The sequence below is a fragment of the Saccharibacillus brassicae genome (genome assembly GCF_006542275.1).
Lineage (GTDB): Bacteria > Bacillota > Bacilli > Paenibacillales > Paenibacillaceae > Saccharibacillus > Saccharibacillus brassicae.
Genome location: NZ_CP041217.1, coordinates 4115182 through 4134632, shown reverse-complemented (window position 1 = coordinate 4134632; position 19451 = coordinate 4115182). Strand labels below are relative to the sequence as shown.

The following is a 19451-nucleotide window of genomic DNA, read 5'->3' as shown; positions in this document are numbered from 1 at the left end:
TATATCCATCGTTTTTTTATCTGTAAAAAGAAAGTCAGGCGTTCGTCAGTACGAAAGAACCTTGCTGCGTATCGAGACTGCTGCGGCCGACGAAGACGTCGAAGCGGCCGGGATCGCTTTTGAAGCTCAAGTCCGCATGGTGGTAACGCAGCTGTTCTTCGCCGAGGGTGAAGACCGCGGTTCCCACTTCGCCCGGCGCCAGATCCAGCTTGACGAAGCCTTTCAATTCGCGCACCGGACGCACCACTTCGCCCGCGATATCGCGAATATACAGCTGCACGGTCTCGGTGCCGGCGCGTTCGCCGGTATTGGTCACGTCGATGCTGACGGTCAGGCGGGAATCGCCCGGCAGCTTGTCCGACGACAGCTTGAGGCTGCCGTACTCGAACGTCGTGTACGACAAGCCGAAGCCGAACGGCAGCAGCGGGTCGTTCGGTGCGTCGAGATACTGCGACACGTAGCGCACCTGGGCATCGTCCGCTCCGAGCGGACGTCCCGTGTTGAAATGGTTGTAATACACCGGCACCTGGCCGACGGAATGCGGGAACGACATGCTCAGACGGGCGGACGGGTTGACCGCGCCGATCAGAATGTCCGCGACCGCCGCGCCGCCTTCGCTGCCCGGGAACCACGCTTCGACGACGGCGCCGAGCTTGTCGTAGACGCCGTGCAGGTCGAGCGGGCGTCCGTTGAACAGGACGGCCGCCGTAGGCTTGCGCAGCTCGGCGATAAGCGCGACGAGTTCCAGCTGCGCCTGCGGCAGGCGGATATCCGTCCGGCAGCCGGCTTCGCCGCTCATCTCGGACGCTTCGCCGAGCGCAAGCACGATCACGTCGGCCTGCACGGCCGCTTCGAGCGCTTCGCGCAGCTGCTGCTCCGTGCCGCTCTCGATGCCGCAGCCTTCGGCGACGATCAGATTCCCGGCGCCGAGCCGTTCGGCGAGCGCGCCGTCCAACCGGACCGCGTCTTCGGTCGAACCGCTCCACGACCACGGGCCGAGAATATCGCCGCTGTTGGCGAACGGACCGATCAGGGCGACTTTGGCTTCCGGCCGGATCGGCAGTACGCCGTCGTTCTTGAGCAGGACGGTCGATTTCGTCGCCAGCTCGTAAGCCGCTTCGCGGTGCTCGCGGCTGAACACCACTTCCGCTTCGCGCTCCGGATTCGCGCCGCGGTGCGGACGCTCGAACAATCCCAGCTTGTTCTTGAGCTGGAGAATGCGCAGCACCGATTCGTCGACCAGCGCTTCGTCCACTTGTCCGCCGCGAACCAGTTCCGGCAGTTCGTGTACGTAGCAGGCCGTCATCATCTCGATATCGACGCCGGCGCGAATAGCCCGGTAAGCCGCTTCGCGTTCGTCTTCGGCGACGCCGTGCGGAATGAGCTCTTTCACGGCGCCCCAATCGGAGATCAGTACGCCGTCGAATTTCCATTCTTCGCGCAGCAGATCGCGCATCAATTTCTCGTTGGCGCTGGCCGGAATGCCGTCGATCGTATTGAACGAAGTCATGACCATTTCGCAGCCTTCGTCGAGCGCGGCTTTGTAAGCCGGCAAATAATATTCGCGCAGCTGGCGTTCGGACAGATCGACCGTGTTATAGTCGCGGCCGGCTTCCGAAGCGCCGTAGGCGGCAAAATGCTTCACGCAGGCGGCGACGCGCTCGGCTTCGGCCTGCAAATCGTCGCCCTGCAGTCCGCGCACGAACGCGCGGGCGAACAAGCTGTTCAGGTACGGGTCTTCGCCCGTCGATTCCATCACGCGGCCCCAGCGGGGATCGCGCACCAGGTCGACCATCGGCGCGAACGTCACGTGGATACCGGAGACGGCCGCTTCGCGCGCCGCGATCTCCGCGCTGCGTTCGGCCAGTTCCGTATCCCACGAACAGCCGATCGCAAGCGGCACAGGGAAAATGGTCTTGAATCCGTGCACGATGTCCGCCATGAACAGCAGCGGGATACCGTGCGGATTTTTGGCGAGATGCGCTTCCTGCACGGCGATCGCGCCGGCCGCTCCCGCATAGCCGAGAATGGAGCCGCTGCTTGCGACCATGGAATCGGTGATTCCCATCGCCTGCATCGGTCCGGTAATTTGGCCTTCATCGTCCGCGCCTTCATAGAAAGGAGCGGCCAGCTGGACCAGTTGAGCGATTTTTTCTTCGAGCGTCATCTTGTCGATCAGGCCGAGAAGTTGCTGATTGTCCATACCGAGTCCTCCAAGCCTTCAAAATATAATGGGTCGCGCTAATTTCCTCATTTACGGCGCGTACGCAAACCGGAAACATTCAAACGTTTGCGTACATGCCCTAGAAGAAGAAAACCCGGTCCGTGCGGAAACTCCGCGCGCACCGGGTTTGTCCTAAGACCGGGCCGGCCGGCGCTAAGCCTGCCGGACCCGGATTGAAGCGTTATGAAGCTCTTACTGTGCGAATTCTTTGTTCAGTTCGTCGAGCACCGGCTTGACGAGGGATTGTTTGCTTTCGACCCACTTCTTCCAGTTCGCTTCCAGATCGCCCGGCTGAAGAATCAGGTTGGCGTATTCGGTCGCATAGTCGAAGTTGGCTTGGTCTTTCGATCTCGACGTGTACAACTGGAAGTCCCAATCGTAAGTCGCCATGGCGCCGCCCTGCGTGCTCAGCTCCGCTTTTTCTTTGTACAGTTCCACCGAACGCTCGCGGAACGCTTTTTTGATCGCCGGGTTGATAACGCTGAAGTCATCGCCCAGTACGTACAGTCCTTCGAAACGGCCCGGGTATTTGTCTTCCAGCGTCGTGCCTTCCGGCAGCGTGCTGACCAGTTCGCCGTTTTCTTCTTTCCAGTCTTCGCCTTCGAAGCCCAGGTTCAGAATGCGCTGCGCGTCTTCCGACACCGAGTATTCGATCATGTCCATGATGCGCTCGAATTTCTCTTGGGAAATGTCCGGCGAGAACACGAGCGACGACCAGAAGTTAACCTGCTCCAGGTTGCGGTATTTGCCGTCTTCGCCAATGATCAGCGCTTCGTGCACCACGTCGGAGCTGTCGAGCTTGAGGTTCTTTTTCATTGCGGTATCCATGTCTTGTCTGTAGGAAGCGAGGCCGCCCAGACCGCTCATGCCGGAGATGCCGGTCACTTTGAACGCGTCTCCGCCTTCGCTGTTTTTCCAGGTGTAGAATTCCGGATCAAGCAGGCCGTCTTTGTACGCTTGTTGAGCGAGCTTCAGGCCCGTCAGCGTGGACTCGTCGGCAGGTCCCCAAGTGTACTTGCCGTCTTCGCCTTTGTAGAACGCAGACTCGACGCGGGAATGTTCGTTGTTCGACATCATGAAGCCTGTCAGCAGGTCGCCGGCGTTGAAAGACATCGGGATCAGGCGTTTGCCCACTTTACCCGGATCTTTTTCTTTGACCAGTTTCGCGTATTCCATCAGTTCTGTTACGGTGTACGCGTCTTTCAGTTCGAATCCGACCGCTTCCGCCCAGTCTTTGCGCAGTGCGATAACGCCGATTTGGTTCAGCAGCGGATCGGCAGGCTGGTTCTGGAAGTAGACCGGCTTAGGCAGAACGTAAGTGCCGCCGACTTTTTCTTCGAGACGTTCGCCGAGACCCGTCGAAGCGTACGCTTTTGCCGTTTGCGGCCAACGCTCTTTCCAGTCGTCCGGGAACTTGTAGAACAAGCCCTGGTCGATGTAATTGATCGCGTCGCCCTGCACGTAGTTCCAGCTGGCGAAGTCCGGAAGGTCGCCGGAGTTGATCCAGAGACGCATTTTTTCCGGCCACGAATCCCAGTCGATATAGTTGTAATCCCAAGTGATATTGAATTTGTCGGTGAAGAATTTGTGGAATTTGTCGTCCATTTTCGCTTTGGAAACGTCCGTTACGCTGGCATAGGAAATTTCCAGATTGTTCGCGTACGTGCCGTCTTCGTTTTTCTCGTCCGCCGTGCCCGTTTTGGCATCGCCGCCCGAACCGCAGGCGGTAACGAGTACCATGACCAGGGAAAGCGCGAGCAGGAAGAGCCCTTTGACCGAAAACATTTTGTGCGTTTTCATGTTTTACCCCCATTTGTTGTTTGGATTTTGACAATCCGGTTGACCCCTTGTACAGCTTGTCTATCGTATGATCAGGTCTTGATAGCCCCTGTCAATACCCCTTTGGCGAAGTGCTTTTGCAGCAGCGGGAAGAAAGCCATGATCGGTAGCATGGTGACGAATACCGCTGCCATTTTCATCCCGGTCGAGAACGATTGGGCCGTGCCCTGACCGACGCTTGTGGCGTTGGAGGCGTTGGTCTGCGATTCGACGATGATCGCCCGCAGCACGTTTTGCAGCGGAAGCTGCTCGGCTTTTCGCAGGAAGATCATCGCGTCGTACCAGCTGTTCCAGAAGGCGACCCCGTAGAACAGGGCGATCGTCGCCATGATCGGCGCGGCCAGCGGCAGCACGACCGAACGGAGGATTCTCCATTCGCCGGCGCCGTCGAGTCTTGCCGATTCCATCAGCGATTCCGGCAGGCCCTGGAAATAGTTCATCATCAGGATCATGTTGAATACGCTGAAGCTGCCGGACAAGATGACGGCCCAGAGCGAACCGGTCAAATGCAAGTCTTTCATGACCAGGTACAGCGGAACGATACCGCCGCTGAAGATCATGGTGAACAGTACCAGGAAGAAGATCGGCTTTTTGCCCGGGAAGCTGGGACGGCTGAGGCCGTACGCCATGCTGACCGTGAGGAACAGGCTGAGCGGAAGGCCGGCGGCCATAAGCTTGATCGTGTTCCAGTAACCGGTACCGATGCTGCCGTCCGCGAACAGCGCTTTGTAGGACGAGAGCGTCGGCTCTTTCGGCCACATCAGCAGCGGATTTTCGGCATATTCGCGCTGGGTCGCGAAGGAGATCATGATAACGTTCCAGAACGGAATCAGAATCGACAGCGCGCCGAGCGTCAGGATCAAGAAGATGAAAATATCGAGCGCCGTCAACCGGCTGGTGTTGAATTTGCTTTTTTTGTGTTTTTTCGCCAATGTACTCATTCGGTTGCGTTCTCCTCTCTTATCGGAACAGGCCGTCTCCGCCCATCCATTTCGCAGCCCGGTCGGCCAACAGCAGCAGAACCATGTTCACGATCGAGCGGAACAAGCTGACTGCGGTCGAGAACGAGAAGTCCGTCGAGGACTGGAAGGTGATCCGGTAGATGTAGACGTCGAGTACCTGCGATACGTTCTGCGTCGCGGCATTTGCCAAGTTGAAGATCTGATCGAAGCCGGACGACATAAGCCCGCCGACCGAAAGGATGAACATGATGGTGATCGTCGGCATGATGTTCGGAAGCGTAACGCGGAACATCTGCTGCAGCCGGGTCGCGCCGTCGATCTGCGCCGCCTCGTACTGCTCCTGGTCGATCCCCGAGATGGCGGCCATGAACACGATCGCGCCCCACCCGGTCGATTTCCAGATATCCGTCAGGATGATCATCGGATAGAAGTTCTGTTCGGAACCGAGGAAGTTGATGGTCGGAAGTCCGAACAGGGCCAGGAAACTGTTGACCAGGCCGTCATAGGCCAGAACGTTGATGATGATACCCGACACGATGATCCACGACAGGAAGTGCGGGAACGTGAACGCGGTTTGCAGCACCTTTTTGTAACGGCGCATCCGCAGCTCGTTCAGCAGCAGCGCGAGCAGGATCGGGAACGGGAACGTAATGAACAGTTTGATGATGTTGACGTACAGCGTCCGCCATACCGCGTCGGCGAACGCCGGGTCGCGGAACACGTACTTGAAGTTCTCGAATCCGATCCAGGCGCTGCCCCAGATGCCGTCGTTGGCACGGTAATCCTTGAAGGCGAGCGACAGACCGCCCATCGGCAGGTAAGCGAACAGGATCAGCCAGATCAAACCGGGAATCAGCAGCGTGTACGTCATTCGGTACTTCCAGATTTCGGACAACAGACGTTTGAATTTGGATGGTTCCCCTTTGGCCGAGCCCGGGGATATAGCTGCAGGTTTCACATGACATCTCCTCACTCTTCTTGGGTCTCTATGATGCTTGGGCAAAACGGGCGGCGGACCGCGCATCGTGCAGGTGAATCGTTTCGATTGGCGGAAAAGAAAGCCGTGATCGCCGCGTGAACGGTTTCAGCAAGCGTTTACTTGTTGCGCCGTTCGAAAAGCGATCCCTTGTGCGCGGCGGGGATGCGGAAGATTGATCTTCCGCATCCTCCGCCGCTTCAGGTCACTTTGCGGCTGGAGCCGCGCTTGACGAGCATGGACTCGAATACCACATGTCGGTTCGCCGTGTCTCCCGCGATCAGGTCGAACAAAATTTCGACGCTGACATGGGCCATCTCCACGCCCGGCTGGCTGACGGTGTCGAGCGACGGATGGTAATACTCCGCCATTTCGATACCGTCGAACCCGACGATCGAAACGTCGCCGGGAATCGACAGCCCCGACGACAGCACCGCTTTGGCGGCGCCGATCGCGATAGCGTCGGATGCGGCAAACATCGCCGTGACGCCCAGGTTTTTGTTCAGGAGACGTTTGGCGGCCGCGAAGCCGAAGCTTGGCGCGTACTCGCAGTCTTCAACGAGCGCCGGATCGTATTCGATTCCGTGCTCTTCAAGCGCTTTCTTGTAACCCAGGAGCCGGCGGCTGCCGATCGTGTTCTCCTTAAAAGGAAACCGGGCCAGAAAACAGATGTTGCGGTGTCCCAGCGAAATCAGGTAGTCCGTCGCTTTGTAGGCGCTTTGCACGTCGTCGATCGATACGCTCGAAAACGCGGACGGATCGACATCTTTCAACGTGGTGATCGTCGTCAGCACGAACGGAATGCCGAGCTGGCGGAACTCTTCTTCGGAATGATCGTACGTCCCGCCCATGAAAATGACGCCGTACAGATTCTTCTCCTTGATCAGCTGCATCGCTGCGGCGATCTCGTCGACGCCGTCTTCGACCTGCTGAATCATAAGCGGACAGCCCCTCAGATGGACCTGACGCTCCACTTCCTTGATCATGTTGGCGAAAAAAGGATTCGAAATCCCTTTGACCATCAACGCGATCGTATTGGATTGAAGCTTCTTCAGGTTGCGGGCGTTGCTGTTCGGCACGTAGTTGTACTGCTTCACTACGGACAGCACCCGGGCACGAGTGGTATCGCTTACGACCCCGCTATTGTTGAGCACTCTCGATACCGTCGATATGCCCACGCCGGAAATTTTCGCAATATCTTTGATATTCATCTCGTCTGCCGCTTCACCTCGCTTCCAAAATCGGTTTTGACGCCTGCTCAAAGCCCTTGTCCCAAAAATACCCGATGATCGTGGGAAACGTTTCCCATAGAGCAGGAAACGTTTCCTTTGCCAATCGAATCGTTTCGATACACATCATAAACCTCAATATTAGAAGTGTCAATACAGTTCTAATAAAATGTTTGAATCACAAAACCGCTTTCTGTGAACCGCTTCCAACCTTATCCAGCCAAAAAGGCGTTACATGCGCTTTCTTATGCGGATTTGAGATAGTAAGCGGTTGCATAAAGAGATTGGGTGCCAAATAAGTGTGACAAAAATGTTCAAAATGATTCTTTCATTTGTCCGATAGGAAACGTTACCACAACTTTCCGATAGGTTTTCACCTTCTTCGTGCGCGGCAGACAAACCAAAAACCGAAGCGGACAAGCCGCTTCGGCTGTGCAAATCCATAAACCCGATTGATCAATCGGCAAATCCGTTCAGTCTTAACCACGAAGCTCCCTGCCCTGTCCAATTCCGTACATGTTCGTCGCCTTCAGCCATGCCCATGCCGTGTCCGCCGAGCGCGTAGACGTGCAGGTCGAACGGCACTCCGCTGCGTCCGAGCGCCGAAGCGAACAGCAGGCTGTTCTCGACCGGAACGAGGCCGTCTTCGGACGTATGCCACAGAAAAGTCGGCGGCGTCTCGGGCGTTACGTTGCGTTCGCTGCACAGCGCCTGAATCTCGGCTTCGGCCGCGTCCGCGCCGAGCAGCGCGATACGCGATCCGTCATGCGTGTACGGTCCGCTGAGCGTAATGACCGGATAGCACAGCATGAGCAGATCCGGGCGGCTCGATTGGCGCTCGATCGGATCTTCGGCATCCGGCGTGCCGGCATCGAACAGCGTGCCCGCCGTGGACGCGAGATGGCCGCCCGCCGAAAAGCCGAGCACGCCGACCCGGCCCGGATCGACGCCGAATTCGGCCGCGCGTTCGCGAACGGTGCGCACGGCGCGCTGCACGTCGGATAACGCGCTCGGGTAGCGGTACGGCGCCACGCGGTAACGGATGACGAAAGCGGATATGCCCAGCGTGTTCAGCCAGAGCGCGATCGGCTCTCCTTCGTGGTCGGCGCGGAACTCGTAGCCGCCGCCCGGACATACGATGACGGCCGCCTTATTCTCTCCGCTTACCAGGTACGGGAAAATGGCGGGTACGTCTTCCTCGGTCGTGCCGGCGGCATTGGGTGCGCCTTCCGGCCATAAAATTACAGGATTCATTGCTTTGTCCTCCTCTTATTCGCTTCGTGTACCGCTTTATTATACGCTTTGGCGAAAAGTTCGAAAGGGGTTTCGAGAAAAAGGCCCCGCTTCGCTTCCGTTCCGTTTTGCGCGCGAATTATGTTAGACTGACTCCATAGGGTTAACGAAGGAGGAACGATATGGCTACCAACCGCAGGCTTGAATCCGAGACGGATTTTCAGGAAGCGATGGATCAGGAACGGACCGTACGGGTATTCCGCGATGACGAGATGCTGAACGCGGGCGGCCTGATCATCCGGTTCGACTCGTCTATGGTCGCCGTTCAATCAAGCGTCAGCGATCTGGATTATTATGACCGGGACCGCTGCGAATTTTACGAATTGCGACGGTAGGACGGTTAGATTGGATGTCCACAGCCTCCATGCAGGGAAAAAGCCTTCGGCCGATTTTCGGTCGAAGGCTTTTTTGGCGTTTGCCGCGCTGCTCTGCGCGCGTTCGCGGCGCCTGGATCAGAAAGCAAGCCCGAGCAGCCAGCCGCCGGCCGCTCCGAGCGCCACGACGATCCACGGCGGCAGCCGCCAGACGGACAGCAGCAGGAACAGTCCCGCGGCCAGCGCGAAGTCGCCGCCGGAAGATATAGACGACGTCCAGAGCGGATCGTACAGCGCCGCGAGCAGCAGTCCGACCACGGCCGCGTTGACGCCGTGCAGCGCCCGCTGCATAGGCAGACTCCGCCGCAGCGTGCTCCAAAAAGGCAGCGTTCCGGCAATCAGCAGAAAAGCCGGCAGGAAGATCGCGGCTGTCGCGATCAGCATCCCCTGCATCCCGCCGATCATCCAGCCCAAATAGGAAGCGAACGTAAACAGCGGTCCGGGCACGGCCTGCGCCGCGCCGTAACCGGCCAAAAAGTCGGTCTCGCCGATCCAGCCCGGCGAGGCGACTTCCCGTTCCAGCAGCGGCAGCGCGACATGTCCCCCGCCGAACACGAGCGAACCCGAGCGGTAAAAGGCGTCGGCCAGCGCAATCTCCAGGCTGCCCGTGCCTGCGCGAAGCAGCGGCAGACCCGCCAGCAGCAGGGCAAACAGGATCAGGCAGGCGGCCGCGAACTTTTTCCCGACGGGGACTTCCGGCGGCGGCATGTCCGCTGCCGGAAAGCGCAGCAGCAGTCCGCAGACGGCAGCGGCGGCAATGACCGCGATCTGAACCACAGCCGACGGCCAGAGCAGCACCGCTCCCGCGGACAAGACGACAAACGTCGCCCGAGTGCGGTCCGGTGCCAGATTTTTGCCCATGCCGAGCACCGCCTGGGCGACGATCGCTACCGCGGCAATCTTCAACCCGTGAATCCATCCGGCTTCCGCCAGGTCGAACGTCTGCATAAACAGCGCGAACACGATCAGCAGCAAGACCGAAGGCAGCGTGAATCCGATCCAGGCCGCCACTCCCCCGAGCCAGCCTCCCCGCAGCAGCCCGATCCCGATCCCGACCTGGCTGCTCGCCGGTCCCGGCAAAAACTGGCACAGCGCTACCAGTTCGGTATAACTGCGCTCGTCCAACCATCCGCGGCGGCGTACGTACTCTTCCCGAAAATAGCCCAAATGCGCGATCGGCCCGCCGAACGAAGTCAGGCCGAGCTTCGTCGATACGGCCAAAATCTCCAACAGTGTCCCGCTTTTTGCCGGACTCGGCCGTTCAGGCTTGCCGGAGTCGGTGTCCATGCTGCAGGCCTCCTTCACAAAAGTTGGTATACAGCCTCATTTCAATAAAGATACCGATCCGCTTGGCCGCTTTCCAGTCTTTTCGGTAAAAAGAACGGGCGGGTTTTGTAAAAAGCTGTACGAACGCGGAAGGCATGGAAGTTGGAAAGTATGGAAGCTGGATAGCGCGGAGAGGGGAATTGGAAAATGCGGGCGCGGGAGATAGATGGGCAGCATGGGTATGGAAAGTTCGAGGACGCAGAGGCGCGAGGATGCAGGAGTTCGAGGATGCAGAAGTTCGAGGATGCGGATATAAAAAAGCCCGCCGGAAAGGCGGGCTTCAAGCAAAGCGGTGTAAGACGGCTGTCTTACGCCGTCTTACGCGCTGGAGAGCCTAGCGGCCGCTTCGCTTCTTGGCGGCCAGCAGGCGGTCCATGGCGCTGCCGCCGTCATCCGGCGGCGCAGGTTCGTCCGGCGGCTTCGCGCGGCCGGACGGCGGGTCGCCGCGGGAGGCTTCGCCCGCGGAACGTTCGGCCGGCTGCGCACGGCCGGTGCCGCGCTCCGCGCGGACACGGTCCACGGCGGAGGCGAAGCCTCCTTCCGCCGCGGACCCCGGCTCCCCGCCTGCTGCGCGGGGAGCTTCGGCCGGCCGCTGCGCAGGCGCGGCCCGGCTCTCGTCGGCGCGTTTCTCGCCGCCGCGGGCAGCCGTGCTCCGCCGCTTGGCGGCGGACAGGCGCGCGAGCGCGCCGTCCTCCGCGGGAGCGGCTTCGCCGGAGGCGGCGCCGGTACCGCGCCGGCCGGCCGCCGCGAACGGAGCCGCCAGCATCGCGGCGATCCGTTCCCATGGAACGGCCAGGCGGCGAATCGCGATATCCGCGATCCACAAAGCCAGCACGGCGGCCAGCAGAAGCGACGTCCAGTCCCGCATCTGCTTGTGCGGGGCGGCCGGCTGCGCATACACGGCCGCGGGATCGTCCCAGGAGAGCACGCGCCCTCCGGTCAGCTGCGCCAGCTCGGCCAGGCGGGCGGAGCCTTGCGCCTCGGCGGACGAAATGCGGTATTCCGGCGAATACGGAATGACGAGTCCGGTTCCGGTCGAAGCCGGAAGCGCGGCCGTCTCGCCGCTGCCCGCCGTTTCTGCCCCGGTCGATCCCGCCGCGTTTTCCGAATCCGCCCCCCCGCTTCCTGCGCCCGCAGGCGACAAGTTGAGCAGATAGGCGCCGGGTTCGCCGAGAGGCAGCATGCCCGTGTACCGGCCCGGAGCGGTCTGCACGAGCGTCACCGGATCGATCGCCGCGTCTGCATCCCCGCCGATCGAAGCGACCAGTTCGTCGGGAAGTACGGCGTCGCCCTGCGGTTCGGCCGTCACGCTGAGCTGCGTGCCGCCTTCGGCCATCGCCGTCTCGATCCGGTAAGGCGACGCCGCAAACTGCGGAAACGTCCATTTGACCGTCTGGGTAAGCACGTTCGCAAAGCCGTCCCAGCCGATCCAGGGCCCCGACCATTCGCCGGTGAGATCGCTCGTCCAGGCTACGCTTCGGCCGGAGCCGTACTGCCAGCGGACGAGCAGCGGATCGGGTTCGGGACTGACCAGCACTGTCTGCGCGGACGGCTTGGCGCTCGTCGCCACATAGCCGTTGATCGTCGGCAGCCCCTGCGCGAACAGCGGAGCCCAATCGCCCGCGTCCGCGACCCGGGGCGTAAAAGGCTTGTCGACGACGTACGTCCGGGCGAGCAGCACCGCTTCGCGGCTGAAGATCGCCGGCAGCGTCGTCTCGTCCTGCACGTCGTAGAATCGGCCTTTGCCCAGATCCGCGACGCGCTGAAGCAGTCCGCGATCCGCGTCCGAGCCGACCGCGACGCTCGATACGGTCACTTGTTCCTTGCCGAGGCCGGCCAGCAGCTCTTCGTAGCTGCCTCCGCCCGCGGACTGTCCGTCCGTGAGCAGAATAATATGTTTGCGCTGCGCGTCGATCCCTTTGATCGTCTCCGCCGCGGAAGCCATCGCCGGGAAAATGTTCGTCCCGCCGCCGCTCGGAATCGACTGGATCAGCTGAAGCACTTCTTCTTTGTCCGTCAGTTTGCGCGGCTCGACGACCCACCACGGCGAATCGTCGAACGCGACGACGCCGACCGTGTCTTTGGCCCGCATCAGTTCGACGGTGCGCATGGCCGCTTCTTTGGCCAGCTCGATCTTGCTTCCGCTCATGCTGCCCGAACGGTCGATGACGAGAATCAGGCCAAGCTCCGGCACTTCGCGCTTGCCTTCGAGTTCCATCGAGACGGGCAGCGCCCGCTCGATCGGCGTATCGAAGTAGCCGCCCAGGCCGAAGCTCTGATCGCCGCCGCTCATCATGAAGCCGATCCCGTAACTGCGGACCGCCGTTTCGATCGCGTCCATTTTGGACTGTCCGAGCGCGTCGCCCGACACATTGTTGAACAAAATGCTGTCGTACTGCGCGTAATCGGCAATTTCCGACGGCAGCAGCGACGCTGGGATGACGGTCGTATCGATCAGCCCCGCGTTCAGCGCTTTTTCGATATTGGACGACGTGCCCGGTTTGCCTTCGACCACGAGCACCGACGGACTTCCCGCAACCCGGGTAAAAGCGAACGCCGCATTGTTCGCGGACTGTTCGTCGCCGGGCAGGCCCAGCTCGGCCCGATAACGATGCAGGCCCGGCTTTTTGGCCAGCCCTTGCAGCAATACGGCGTTGTCGCCGCGCTCCACCCGCACGGTCTGCGCGCCGATCTCCACGTTGTCTTCGTACAGCCGGATCTCGCCCGTTCCCGAGAACGTGCTGCGCAGCCGCGCTTCGACCGTAAACGCTTCGCCGAGATACAGCTTGCCCGGCAGGGACAGCGAATCGATCGCGGCGTCGCGCTCGGTCTCGGTCCGCTTGTCCAGCACGTCGACGGCGATGCCGCGGTTTTTGAGCAGGCGTCCGCTTTCGAGCATGCTGCCGATATTTTCGTCGCCGTCGCTGATCAGCACGATGCGCGGATCGCCGGCCCCAAGCATGCCGGACGCCAGCTGCAGCGCGCGCTGCACATTCGTGTAGTCCGCGTCGACCGCGGCTTCAAGCCCGCCGAGCGGCGCATCGGCGCTCATCGTCCGCTCGGCCGACGCGTCGCGACCGAACGAGAGCATCGCATACGCATCGTCGGCTGCTTTGGCCGCAAGCGACGCATCGATCCAGTCCCGGTCGGCGTCGCCGGCGGACGCGCTCGACGAACGGTCGACCGCGTACACGACTTCATGCTGGCGCTGCACCGTATAGAGCTGCACGCCGGCCAGCAGCAGTACGAGCAGCAGCAGCGCAATCGTCCGCAGCGAAGCGGCCAGCCGGTGCCGGAACATCGGGATACGCGCCGGACCGCGCCAGGCGAATACGGCAAAAGCCGCCAGCGGAATCAGCAGCAGAAGCAGCCACGGATGGTCAAATTGAACGCCCACGTCGGTACACCCCCCATTCCGTCAGCATGATTGCGGCGATCAGCGCGGCCAGCCAGGCCGTAAGCGGCAGCCGGCCGCGCGTATCTCCGCTCGCCGCCGGTCCGGACCCGGCTTCGCCGGTATCCGCCGTCCGGCCGAATACCGGAACATCCGCGGCCGGCGCCGCCGACTCCGAAACGTCCGGCCGCACGTCGAGCAGATACGCCGGCAGCTCGTCCGATCCGCTGCCGATTTGCTCGAACGCGTACAAGCCGGGCACATTCGGCGCGATATCCGTTTGCGCTTCGACCGTCTGCGCCCCGCTTCCGAACGCGGGCCCTTGCAGCGGACGCCATACGGCCTGCTCGGCGTCCGCCGCGATCGGCATGTCTACCGCCGCACCGGATACGACGCGGCCCAAGCCGCCTCCGCGTCCGCCCGACAGCCAGGAGACCGCGTTGCTGACGAGCACCGGGAATTCGCTGTTCAGCGGCAGGTCGCCTTTTTGCAGATCGAAGCCGAACCAGAGCGTCCTGCGGCCGTTTATCGTGCCCGCCGCCGCGGCCGGCTGTTCGCCGATCGTGAAGATCGTCGTCAGCCCGGCCGGTTTGCCGGCCGCGAGCGGCCCGAAATAAGGCTCGCTCAGCGTCAAATACCGGGTGACCGGATGGCTGGACACTTCCGCGCGCCGACTGCCCGGCTGCTTAGCATTTTCCGGTCCGCCGATCGTCCAGAGCGCCGCTTCGGACAGCGTTTTTCCCCATTCCCCGCTTTGCAGCGCCGAAGGAAGTTCGCCTTCGACGACGACCAGGTCGGGCCGCTGCTGCGGCAGAGGCGGCGCTTGCTCCGGCGATTGTGCTTCGCCGGCGTCGGCCGCGCTGCTCTTTGCCGCCGCTTCTTCCCCGTCCGCCGGCGGCGTCCGTCCCGACAGATCGAGCCGGGTCACTTCCGCGCCGGACAGCCGCAGCGCTTTTTCCAGAAACAGATTGCCGCCGGACAGCAGCAGCACGTTCACCGAACCGCCCGTTTCCGCAAAAGCGAACGCGTCGTCGTCGGCCGCGTAATCGTCGGGCGCACCGGCGAGGCTGAGCCGGTAGGCGTCCGCCGCTTCCGCCGCGTCGAACGTCACCGTCTGCCGCTTGCCGGGCTCAAGCTTCAGTTCCCGGCTGCCGAGCGGACGGCCGTCGCCGGACCATTCCGCCCGAAGTTCGAGCGGCACCGTGCCGGTATTCGCGATCACGCCGACGAACCGGCCGCTCGCGTCCGTGCCGAACTGCTCGACCGACGCATTGCGGTATTCATTGCTTCCGATCCGCCGCACTTCGATCGGAACATTAACCGGCAGATCGTCCGCGCGCTCGTTCCACTGGGCGTCGGTATAGACGACGATCCGGGCGTCTTCCTGTCCTTCCGCGACGGCCGACGCAAGCGAGATCGCTTCCCGGTAAGACGTTCGGCCGTAGTCCGCCGACAGCGAACGTACCGCTTTTTCCCAGGCGCCCCGATCCGACGTCCCCGATTCGATCACCTGCGGGCTGCCTCCCATGCGGATCAGCGTCAGGCCGCCGCCGGAAGAGTTCGTATCCGCCAAAATGCCGCGCTTCATCTCGTCCAACCGGGTTCCGGCATCCGGATCGTCCGGGCCGCCGTTCCCGCCTTCGCCGGCGGCGAAGCGCGCGCTCATACTGGCCGAGACGTCAGCCACGACGACCGTGTATCCGCCGCTGCCCGCTTCCGCCCATACAAACGGACGCATCAGCGCAAACGCCAGCAGGGCGGCCGCCAACAGCTGAAGCCACATTAACAGGCGGCTGCGCAGTTTTTGCCAGGGACGGTTCGCCTCGGTATTTTCCAGCGTCCGCCTCCATAACAAATGGCTCGCGACCGGCGTATCGATAAACTTCCGCTTGAACAAATATAGAATAACAATGACCGGAATGCCCAGCGCAAACCAGAGTCCCGCCCATGAACCGATTCCCATGCTCCGCACCTCCTCTCGTTCTCCGGCGAGCCGGCTTCAGCGTACCCATCCCTGCTCCCGCAGCGTTCCGAGCACAATCTCGCGCACCGGCACGTCGGTAGGCGCAAGCACGTACGCAATGCCCCGCCGCGCGCAAAACTCGGCCAATCGTCCGCGGTAAGCGGCGAATTCCCGTTCATACGCTTCCAGCAGCCGGCCGGTCAGCGCGGCTTCTTTTGCCGTTCCGAGCTCGGCGTCGATCAACTTGAGATCCCCGCTTAGACGGGGTTCGATCTCGCCGCGCGTCACCACCTGCACCAGCACGACTTCCTGACGGGCGGCCTGCAGGCGGGCCAGCGCTTCTTCCAATTCCTCTTCGCCGCGCTCGGTCCAGCAGTCCGAGAACACCCACGCCATACCGGGCAGCTTGGGCAGCCGGGAACGCTCGCCGAATGCCTCGGCCAGATCGCCCCGCCCTTCCGGCTCCGAAGCGGCCAGAAAATTCAGCATCCGGTGCACGGCAGGACGCCCCCGCAGCAGCGGCAGCCCTTCGCCGACCCGGGCTCCGACCCGATAGACGCCGAGGCGATCATAGCCCGCAAGCGCCATATAACCGACGCTTGCCGCAAGCCGCGAAGCATGCAGCAGTTTGGTTGGCGGAGATTCGTCGGCCAGCCGCGAAGCGTGCAGCAGTTTGGTTGGTGCGGGTTCGTCGGCCAGATGCGAAGCGTGCCGCGATTGGGTCGGTGCGCCTTCGTCGGCGAACGCCATCGACTGCGAGCAGTCGAGATACAGCGTCACCTGAAGTTCCTGCTCGTCGAGATACTGCCGGACCACTTTGCGGCCCGTGCGTCCGTATACGCTCCAGTCGAAGCGCCGCACGTCGTCGCCCGGCGAATATTCGCGGTAATCCGCGAATTCCAGCGAAGCGCCAAGCTCCCTTGACCTGCGCCGGCCCTGCCTCGTGCCGCGCACCCGCCTTGCGGTGGACAGCGTCAACCGGTCCAGCCTCGCTGTCCATTCCGCGCCGAGCAGCTGTTCGGGCTTCATCTCGACGGCTCCAGCCGGGCCAGAATATCGTCGACCAGCGTATCCGGCGACACCCCTTCGGCCTGGCCTTCGAAATTGAGCAGCAGGCGATGGCGCATGGCCGGCTTCGCGGCGGCCACAAGGTCTCCGGTCGAGACGTGCATGCGCCCTTTGACGATCGCCCGGACTTTGGATACGGCGATCATCGCCTGCAGGCCGCGCGGCCCGGAACCGAACCGGACATAACGTTTGACCGATTCGGGCGAATCCCCCTGATCGGGATGCGTCATCATGAGCAGGCGCACCGCATAGTCGAGCACGTCTTCGGACACCAGCACTTCTCTCGCTCCGCGCTGGATCTCCAGCAGCGCTGCGGCATCGGCTCTCTTCACGGCCTGACGCTGGGACGAAGCGGTCGTGCGGCGGATGATCTCCTTCAATTCGTCCGGCGACGGATAATCGACGTCCAGCTTGAGCAGGAAGCGGTCGAGCTGCGCTTCGGGCAGCGGGTACGTGCCTTCGTTTTCCAGCGGATTTTGCGTCGCGAGGACGAAGAACGGTTCCGGCAGGCGGTGGGTCGTTCCGCCGATCGTGACCGTCTTCTCCTGCATCGCTTCAAGCAGCGCGCTCTGCGTCTTGGGCGTGGCGCGGTTGATCTCGTCGGCCAGCACGATGCTGCCGAACAGCGGTCCCGCGCGGAACTCGCTCGAGACGCCGCCGGCATTGCCGAAATGGATCATGTCGGTGCCGGTAATATCGCTCGGCATCAGGTCGGGCGTGAACTGGATGCGCGAGAACGGCAGATCCAGCGCGTCCGCCGCCGAGCGGACCAGCATCGTTTTGCCCAGCCCGGGAATGCCTTCGAGCAGGGCATGCCCGCCCGCGAATACGCACCACAGCATTTGTTCCACGGTCTCGCTTTGTCCGACGATGACCTGCGCGATCTCTTCGCGCACGTCTTCCATCGTTTGTCTCCAGGCCTCGATCCGATCGGTCTTCTGCAGCATGAACATTCCCCCTTTGGCGGCCTGTCGGCACGCCGTTTCGTCTAGCCTTGCCGCCGCTTGCCCTCCCGGAAGATCGCTTCGGCTTTATTCGATACGAACGGACGGTCAGGACTGCGGACGGATTTCGGTAAAATAACTTTCGACGAGTCCCTGCACGCTTTGCGGCAGCTGACTGCGACCGAGCGATTCTTTGGCCCGCTCGGAATATTGACCGTACACTTCTTCGTAAGGCCGGCTGACGCCGTCGATCGTCGGCGAGACGCCGCCGGTCTGCTTGTCGCCGCCGCTTGAAGGTCCGCCGTCGGACTGGACGTTTCCTTCGCCCTGCAGGCTGCGCGGCGTCGTGACCAGCTGCCGGCCGCCGCTGCCCTGCCCGGCGCCGCTGCCGCCCTGGCCCGAACCGGAGCCGCCGGAACCGGAACCCGAACCTGCGCCCGAACCGCTGCCGGCGCCCTGACCCGAACCTTGACCCGAGCCTTGGCCGGAACCCTGTCCGGCTCCCTGGCCCGAAGCGCCGCCCGGCGAACCGGAACCTTGCCCGCTGCCAGCCGCGCCCGTGCCTTCGCCGCCTTCGCCGCTCTCGCCCGGCGAACCTTCCCCTTCTCCGCTCTCGCCGGAGCCCGGGCTGCCGGCTTCGCCGGCGTCGGCCAGCGCTTCGGCCGCTCCGCCGCTGCCCCATGCTTCGGACAACGACAGTCCCGAAGCGGCCAGTTCCCCGGCCATCTGCATGCCGCTGCGCGCAAGCTGGGCCGCGGCCGCGGCGGCCAGATCGCTTTGTTCGCCGAGTCCGCCGGACTCGCTCGCCGCCGCGGCCAGCTTCTCGGCGAGCTCGCGCAGCTGCTCGTCGGACAAATTGCCCGAAGCCGCCAACTGCTCGGCGGCTTTGCTGAGCGCTTCCTGCAGCGCGCCCGTTTCCTTGCCGGCTTGGGGCGCCTGCTCCGCAAGGCTTTGCATCGCTTCGGCCAACGCTTCTTTTTGCTGCGCGGACAGCTGGTTCATCGCGTCCTTGAGCGCTTCCGCCCGCTCCGAAGCGTCGCCGGCCTGCGGCTTGGCCGCTTCCTGCAGCGCCTGCTGGGCCGCAAGCTTGCGGCTCCAGTCTTCAAGTTCCCGCTGCTCGCCGGCCGCCGCTTCCGCCTGGCTGCCCAGCGCCTTCATCGTGCGTTCCATTTGTTCCAGCGCTTCTTCGGCGCGGCCCGAGTCGCCGAGACGCTCGGCCAGATTCGCCGCCGCTTCGGCGAGCGGCGCCCGCGCCTGCGGCTCGATCGGCGCCTGGGCGAGTTCTTTCGCCAGCGCTTCGGCTTTGCCGCGCTGCTCCTCGATCAGCGCCTGCTCCTGCTCCCGCTGCCGCAGCTGCGTATCCATCGGATTCGGAAGCAGCAGCAGAAGAAGGCAGAGGGCCAGCAGCACGGCCGAAACAACGCCCGGCCGGCCGAACTTGCGCGGGAAAGGCAGCCGCTTGCCGCGCTCGGCCGCGAATTCCAGCGCATAAGCCCGCGCCTGCGCGCGCTGCCAGTTCGCCGCGGCCGAATCCCGCCCGGCGAATTCAAGCGCCGTCTTCATCAGATCGCGGCGTTCTTCCGCCGGATCGGCACGGTCCATCGCGCGCGCCGCTTCGGCCGTGCCGACGGGCCGCCGATAAGCGGCGGCCGCTCCAAGCAGCGCCCCGGCCGGCAGCAGCGCCAGCGCCCAGAGCGGCGCGTGCGCTACCGGCACGAAGCGTGCCGCGGCCAACAGCAGGGCGGCGGCCGCGAATCCCGCGGCCAATCCCCGCAGCGCGAACGCGCAGACGCGAACAGCCTGAAGCCGCAGCCTCACACTCCGAACGGCGGACAAAATAGGTTCCATGCCGATCCCTC

General features: G+C 62.6%; 13 protein-coding genes. 1 reads left to right on the top strand and 12 read right to left on the bottom strand.

The features are described 5' to 3' along the window. Positions 1–34 precede the first annotated feature (34 nt). The 6 genes from FFV09_RS17155 to FFV09_RS17130 form a co-directional block, all read right to left on the bottom strand. Complete coding sequence (locus tag FFV09_RS17155) at positions 35–2203, bottom strand: glycoside hydrolase family 3 N-terminal domain-containing protein (protein ID WP_141448956.1); 2169 nt, start codon at positions 2201–2203, stop codon at positions 35–37. Between the two features lie 213 nt (positions 2204–2416). After that, positions 2417–4024, bottom strand: a complete 1608-nt coding sequence (locus FFV09_RS17150) for a type 2 periplasmic-binding domain-containing protein (RefSeq protein WP_141448955.1) — start codon at positions 4022–4024, stop codon at positions 2417–2419. A gap of 71 nt (positions 4025–4095) precedes the next feature. Beyond that, on the bottom strand, positions 4096–5004 hold the full coding sequence (locus FFV09_RS17145; protein WP_141448954.1) for a carbohydrate ABC transporter permease: 909 nt from the start codon (positions 5002–5004) through the stop codon (positions 4096–4098). 19 nt (positions 5005–5023) lie between these two features. Further along, complete coding sequence (locus tag FFV09_RS17140) at positions 5024–5983, bottom strand: ABC transporter permease (protein ID WP_170315064.1); 960 nt, start codon at positions 5981–5983, stop codon at positions 5024–5026. 218 nt (positions 5984–6201) lie between these two features. Further along, positions 6202–7212, bottom strand: a complete 1011-nt coding sequence (locus FFV09_RS17135) for a LacI family DNA-binding transcriptional regulator (protein ID WP_141448953.1) — start codon at positions 7210–7212, stop codon at positions 6202–6204. Between the two features lie 474 nt (positions 7213–7686). Beyond that, positions 7687–8484 (bottom strand): alpha/beta hydrolase, encoded by a 798-nt coding sequence (locus tag FFV09_RS17130; RefSeq protein ID WP_141448952.1) that lies wholly within the window; start codon positions 8482–8484, stop codon positions 7687–7689. Positions 8485–8645: 161 nt separating this feature from the next. Here FFV09_RS17130 and FFV09_RS17125 point away from each other — a divergent pair, with 161 nt between their 5' ends. Further along, positions 8646–8858 (top strand): hypothetical protein, encoded by a 213-nt coding sequence (locus FFV09_RS17125; RefSeq protein WP_141448951.1) that lies wholly within the window; start codon positions 8646–8648, stop codon positions 8856–8858. 117 nt (positions 8859–8975) lie between these two features. Here the strand turns inward: FFV09_RS17125 and chrA are convergent, their stop codons facing one another. From chrA to FFV09_RS23860, 6 genes are all read right to left on the bottom strand, one after another. Further along, positions 8976–10184 (bottom strand): chromate efflux transporter, encoded by a 1209-nt coding sequence (gene chrA / locus FFV09_RS17120; RefSeq protein ID WP_141448950.1) that lies wholly within the window; start codon positions 10182–10184, stop codon positions 8976–8978. A gap of 373 nt (positions 10185–10557) precedes the next feature. After that, entirely contained in the window at positions 10558–13620 is a 3063-nt protein-coding gene (locus FFV09_RS17115) for a VWA domain-containing protein (RefSeq protein WP_141448949.1), read from the bottom strand. Then, the gene (locus FFV09_RS17110; protein ID WP_141448948.1) at positions 13604–15580 is read right to left on the bottom strand and encodes a vWA domain-containing protein; all 1977 of its coding nucleotides are present in this window, start codon (positions 15578–15580) and stop codon (positions 13604–13606) included. Before FFV09_RS17110 ends, FFV09_RS17115 begins: the two co-directional genes overlap by 17 nt. 36 nt (positions 15581–15616) lie before the next feature. Then, complete coding sequence (locus tag FFV09_RS17105) at positions 15617–16609, bottom strand: DUF58 domain-containing protein (protein WP_141448947.1); 993 nt, start codon at positions 16607–16609, stop codon at positions 15617–15619. Continuing rightward, positions 16606–17595 (bottom strand): AAA family ATPase, encoded by a 990-nt coding sequence (locus FFV09_RS17100; protein WP_141448946.1) that lies wholly within the window; start codon positions 17593–17595, stop codon positions 16606–16608. Before FFV09_RS17100 ends, FFV09_RS17105 begins: the two co-directional genes overlap by 4 nt. 105 nt (positions 17596–17700) lie before the next feature. Beyond that, positions 17701–19440 carry a phage tail tape measure protein gene (locus FFV09_RS23860; protein WP_170315063.1) on the bottom strand — a complete coding sequence of 580 codons (1740 nt, stop codon included), beginning with the start codon at positions 19438–19440 and terminating at the stop codon, positions 17701–17703. Positions 19441–19451: the final 11 nt, after the last annotated feature.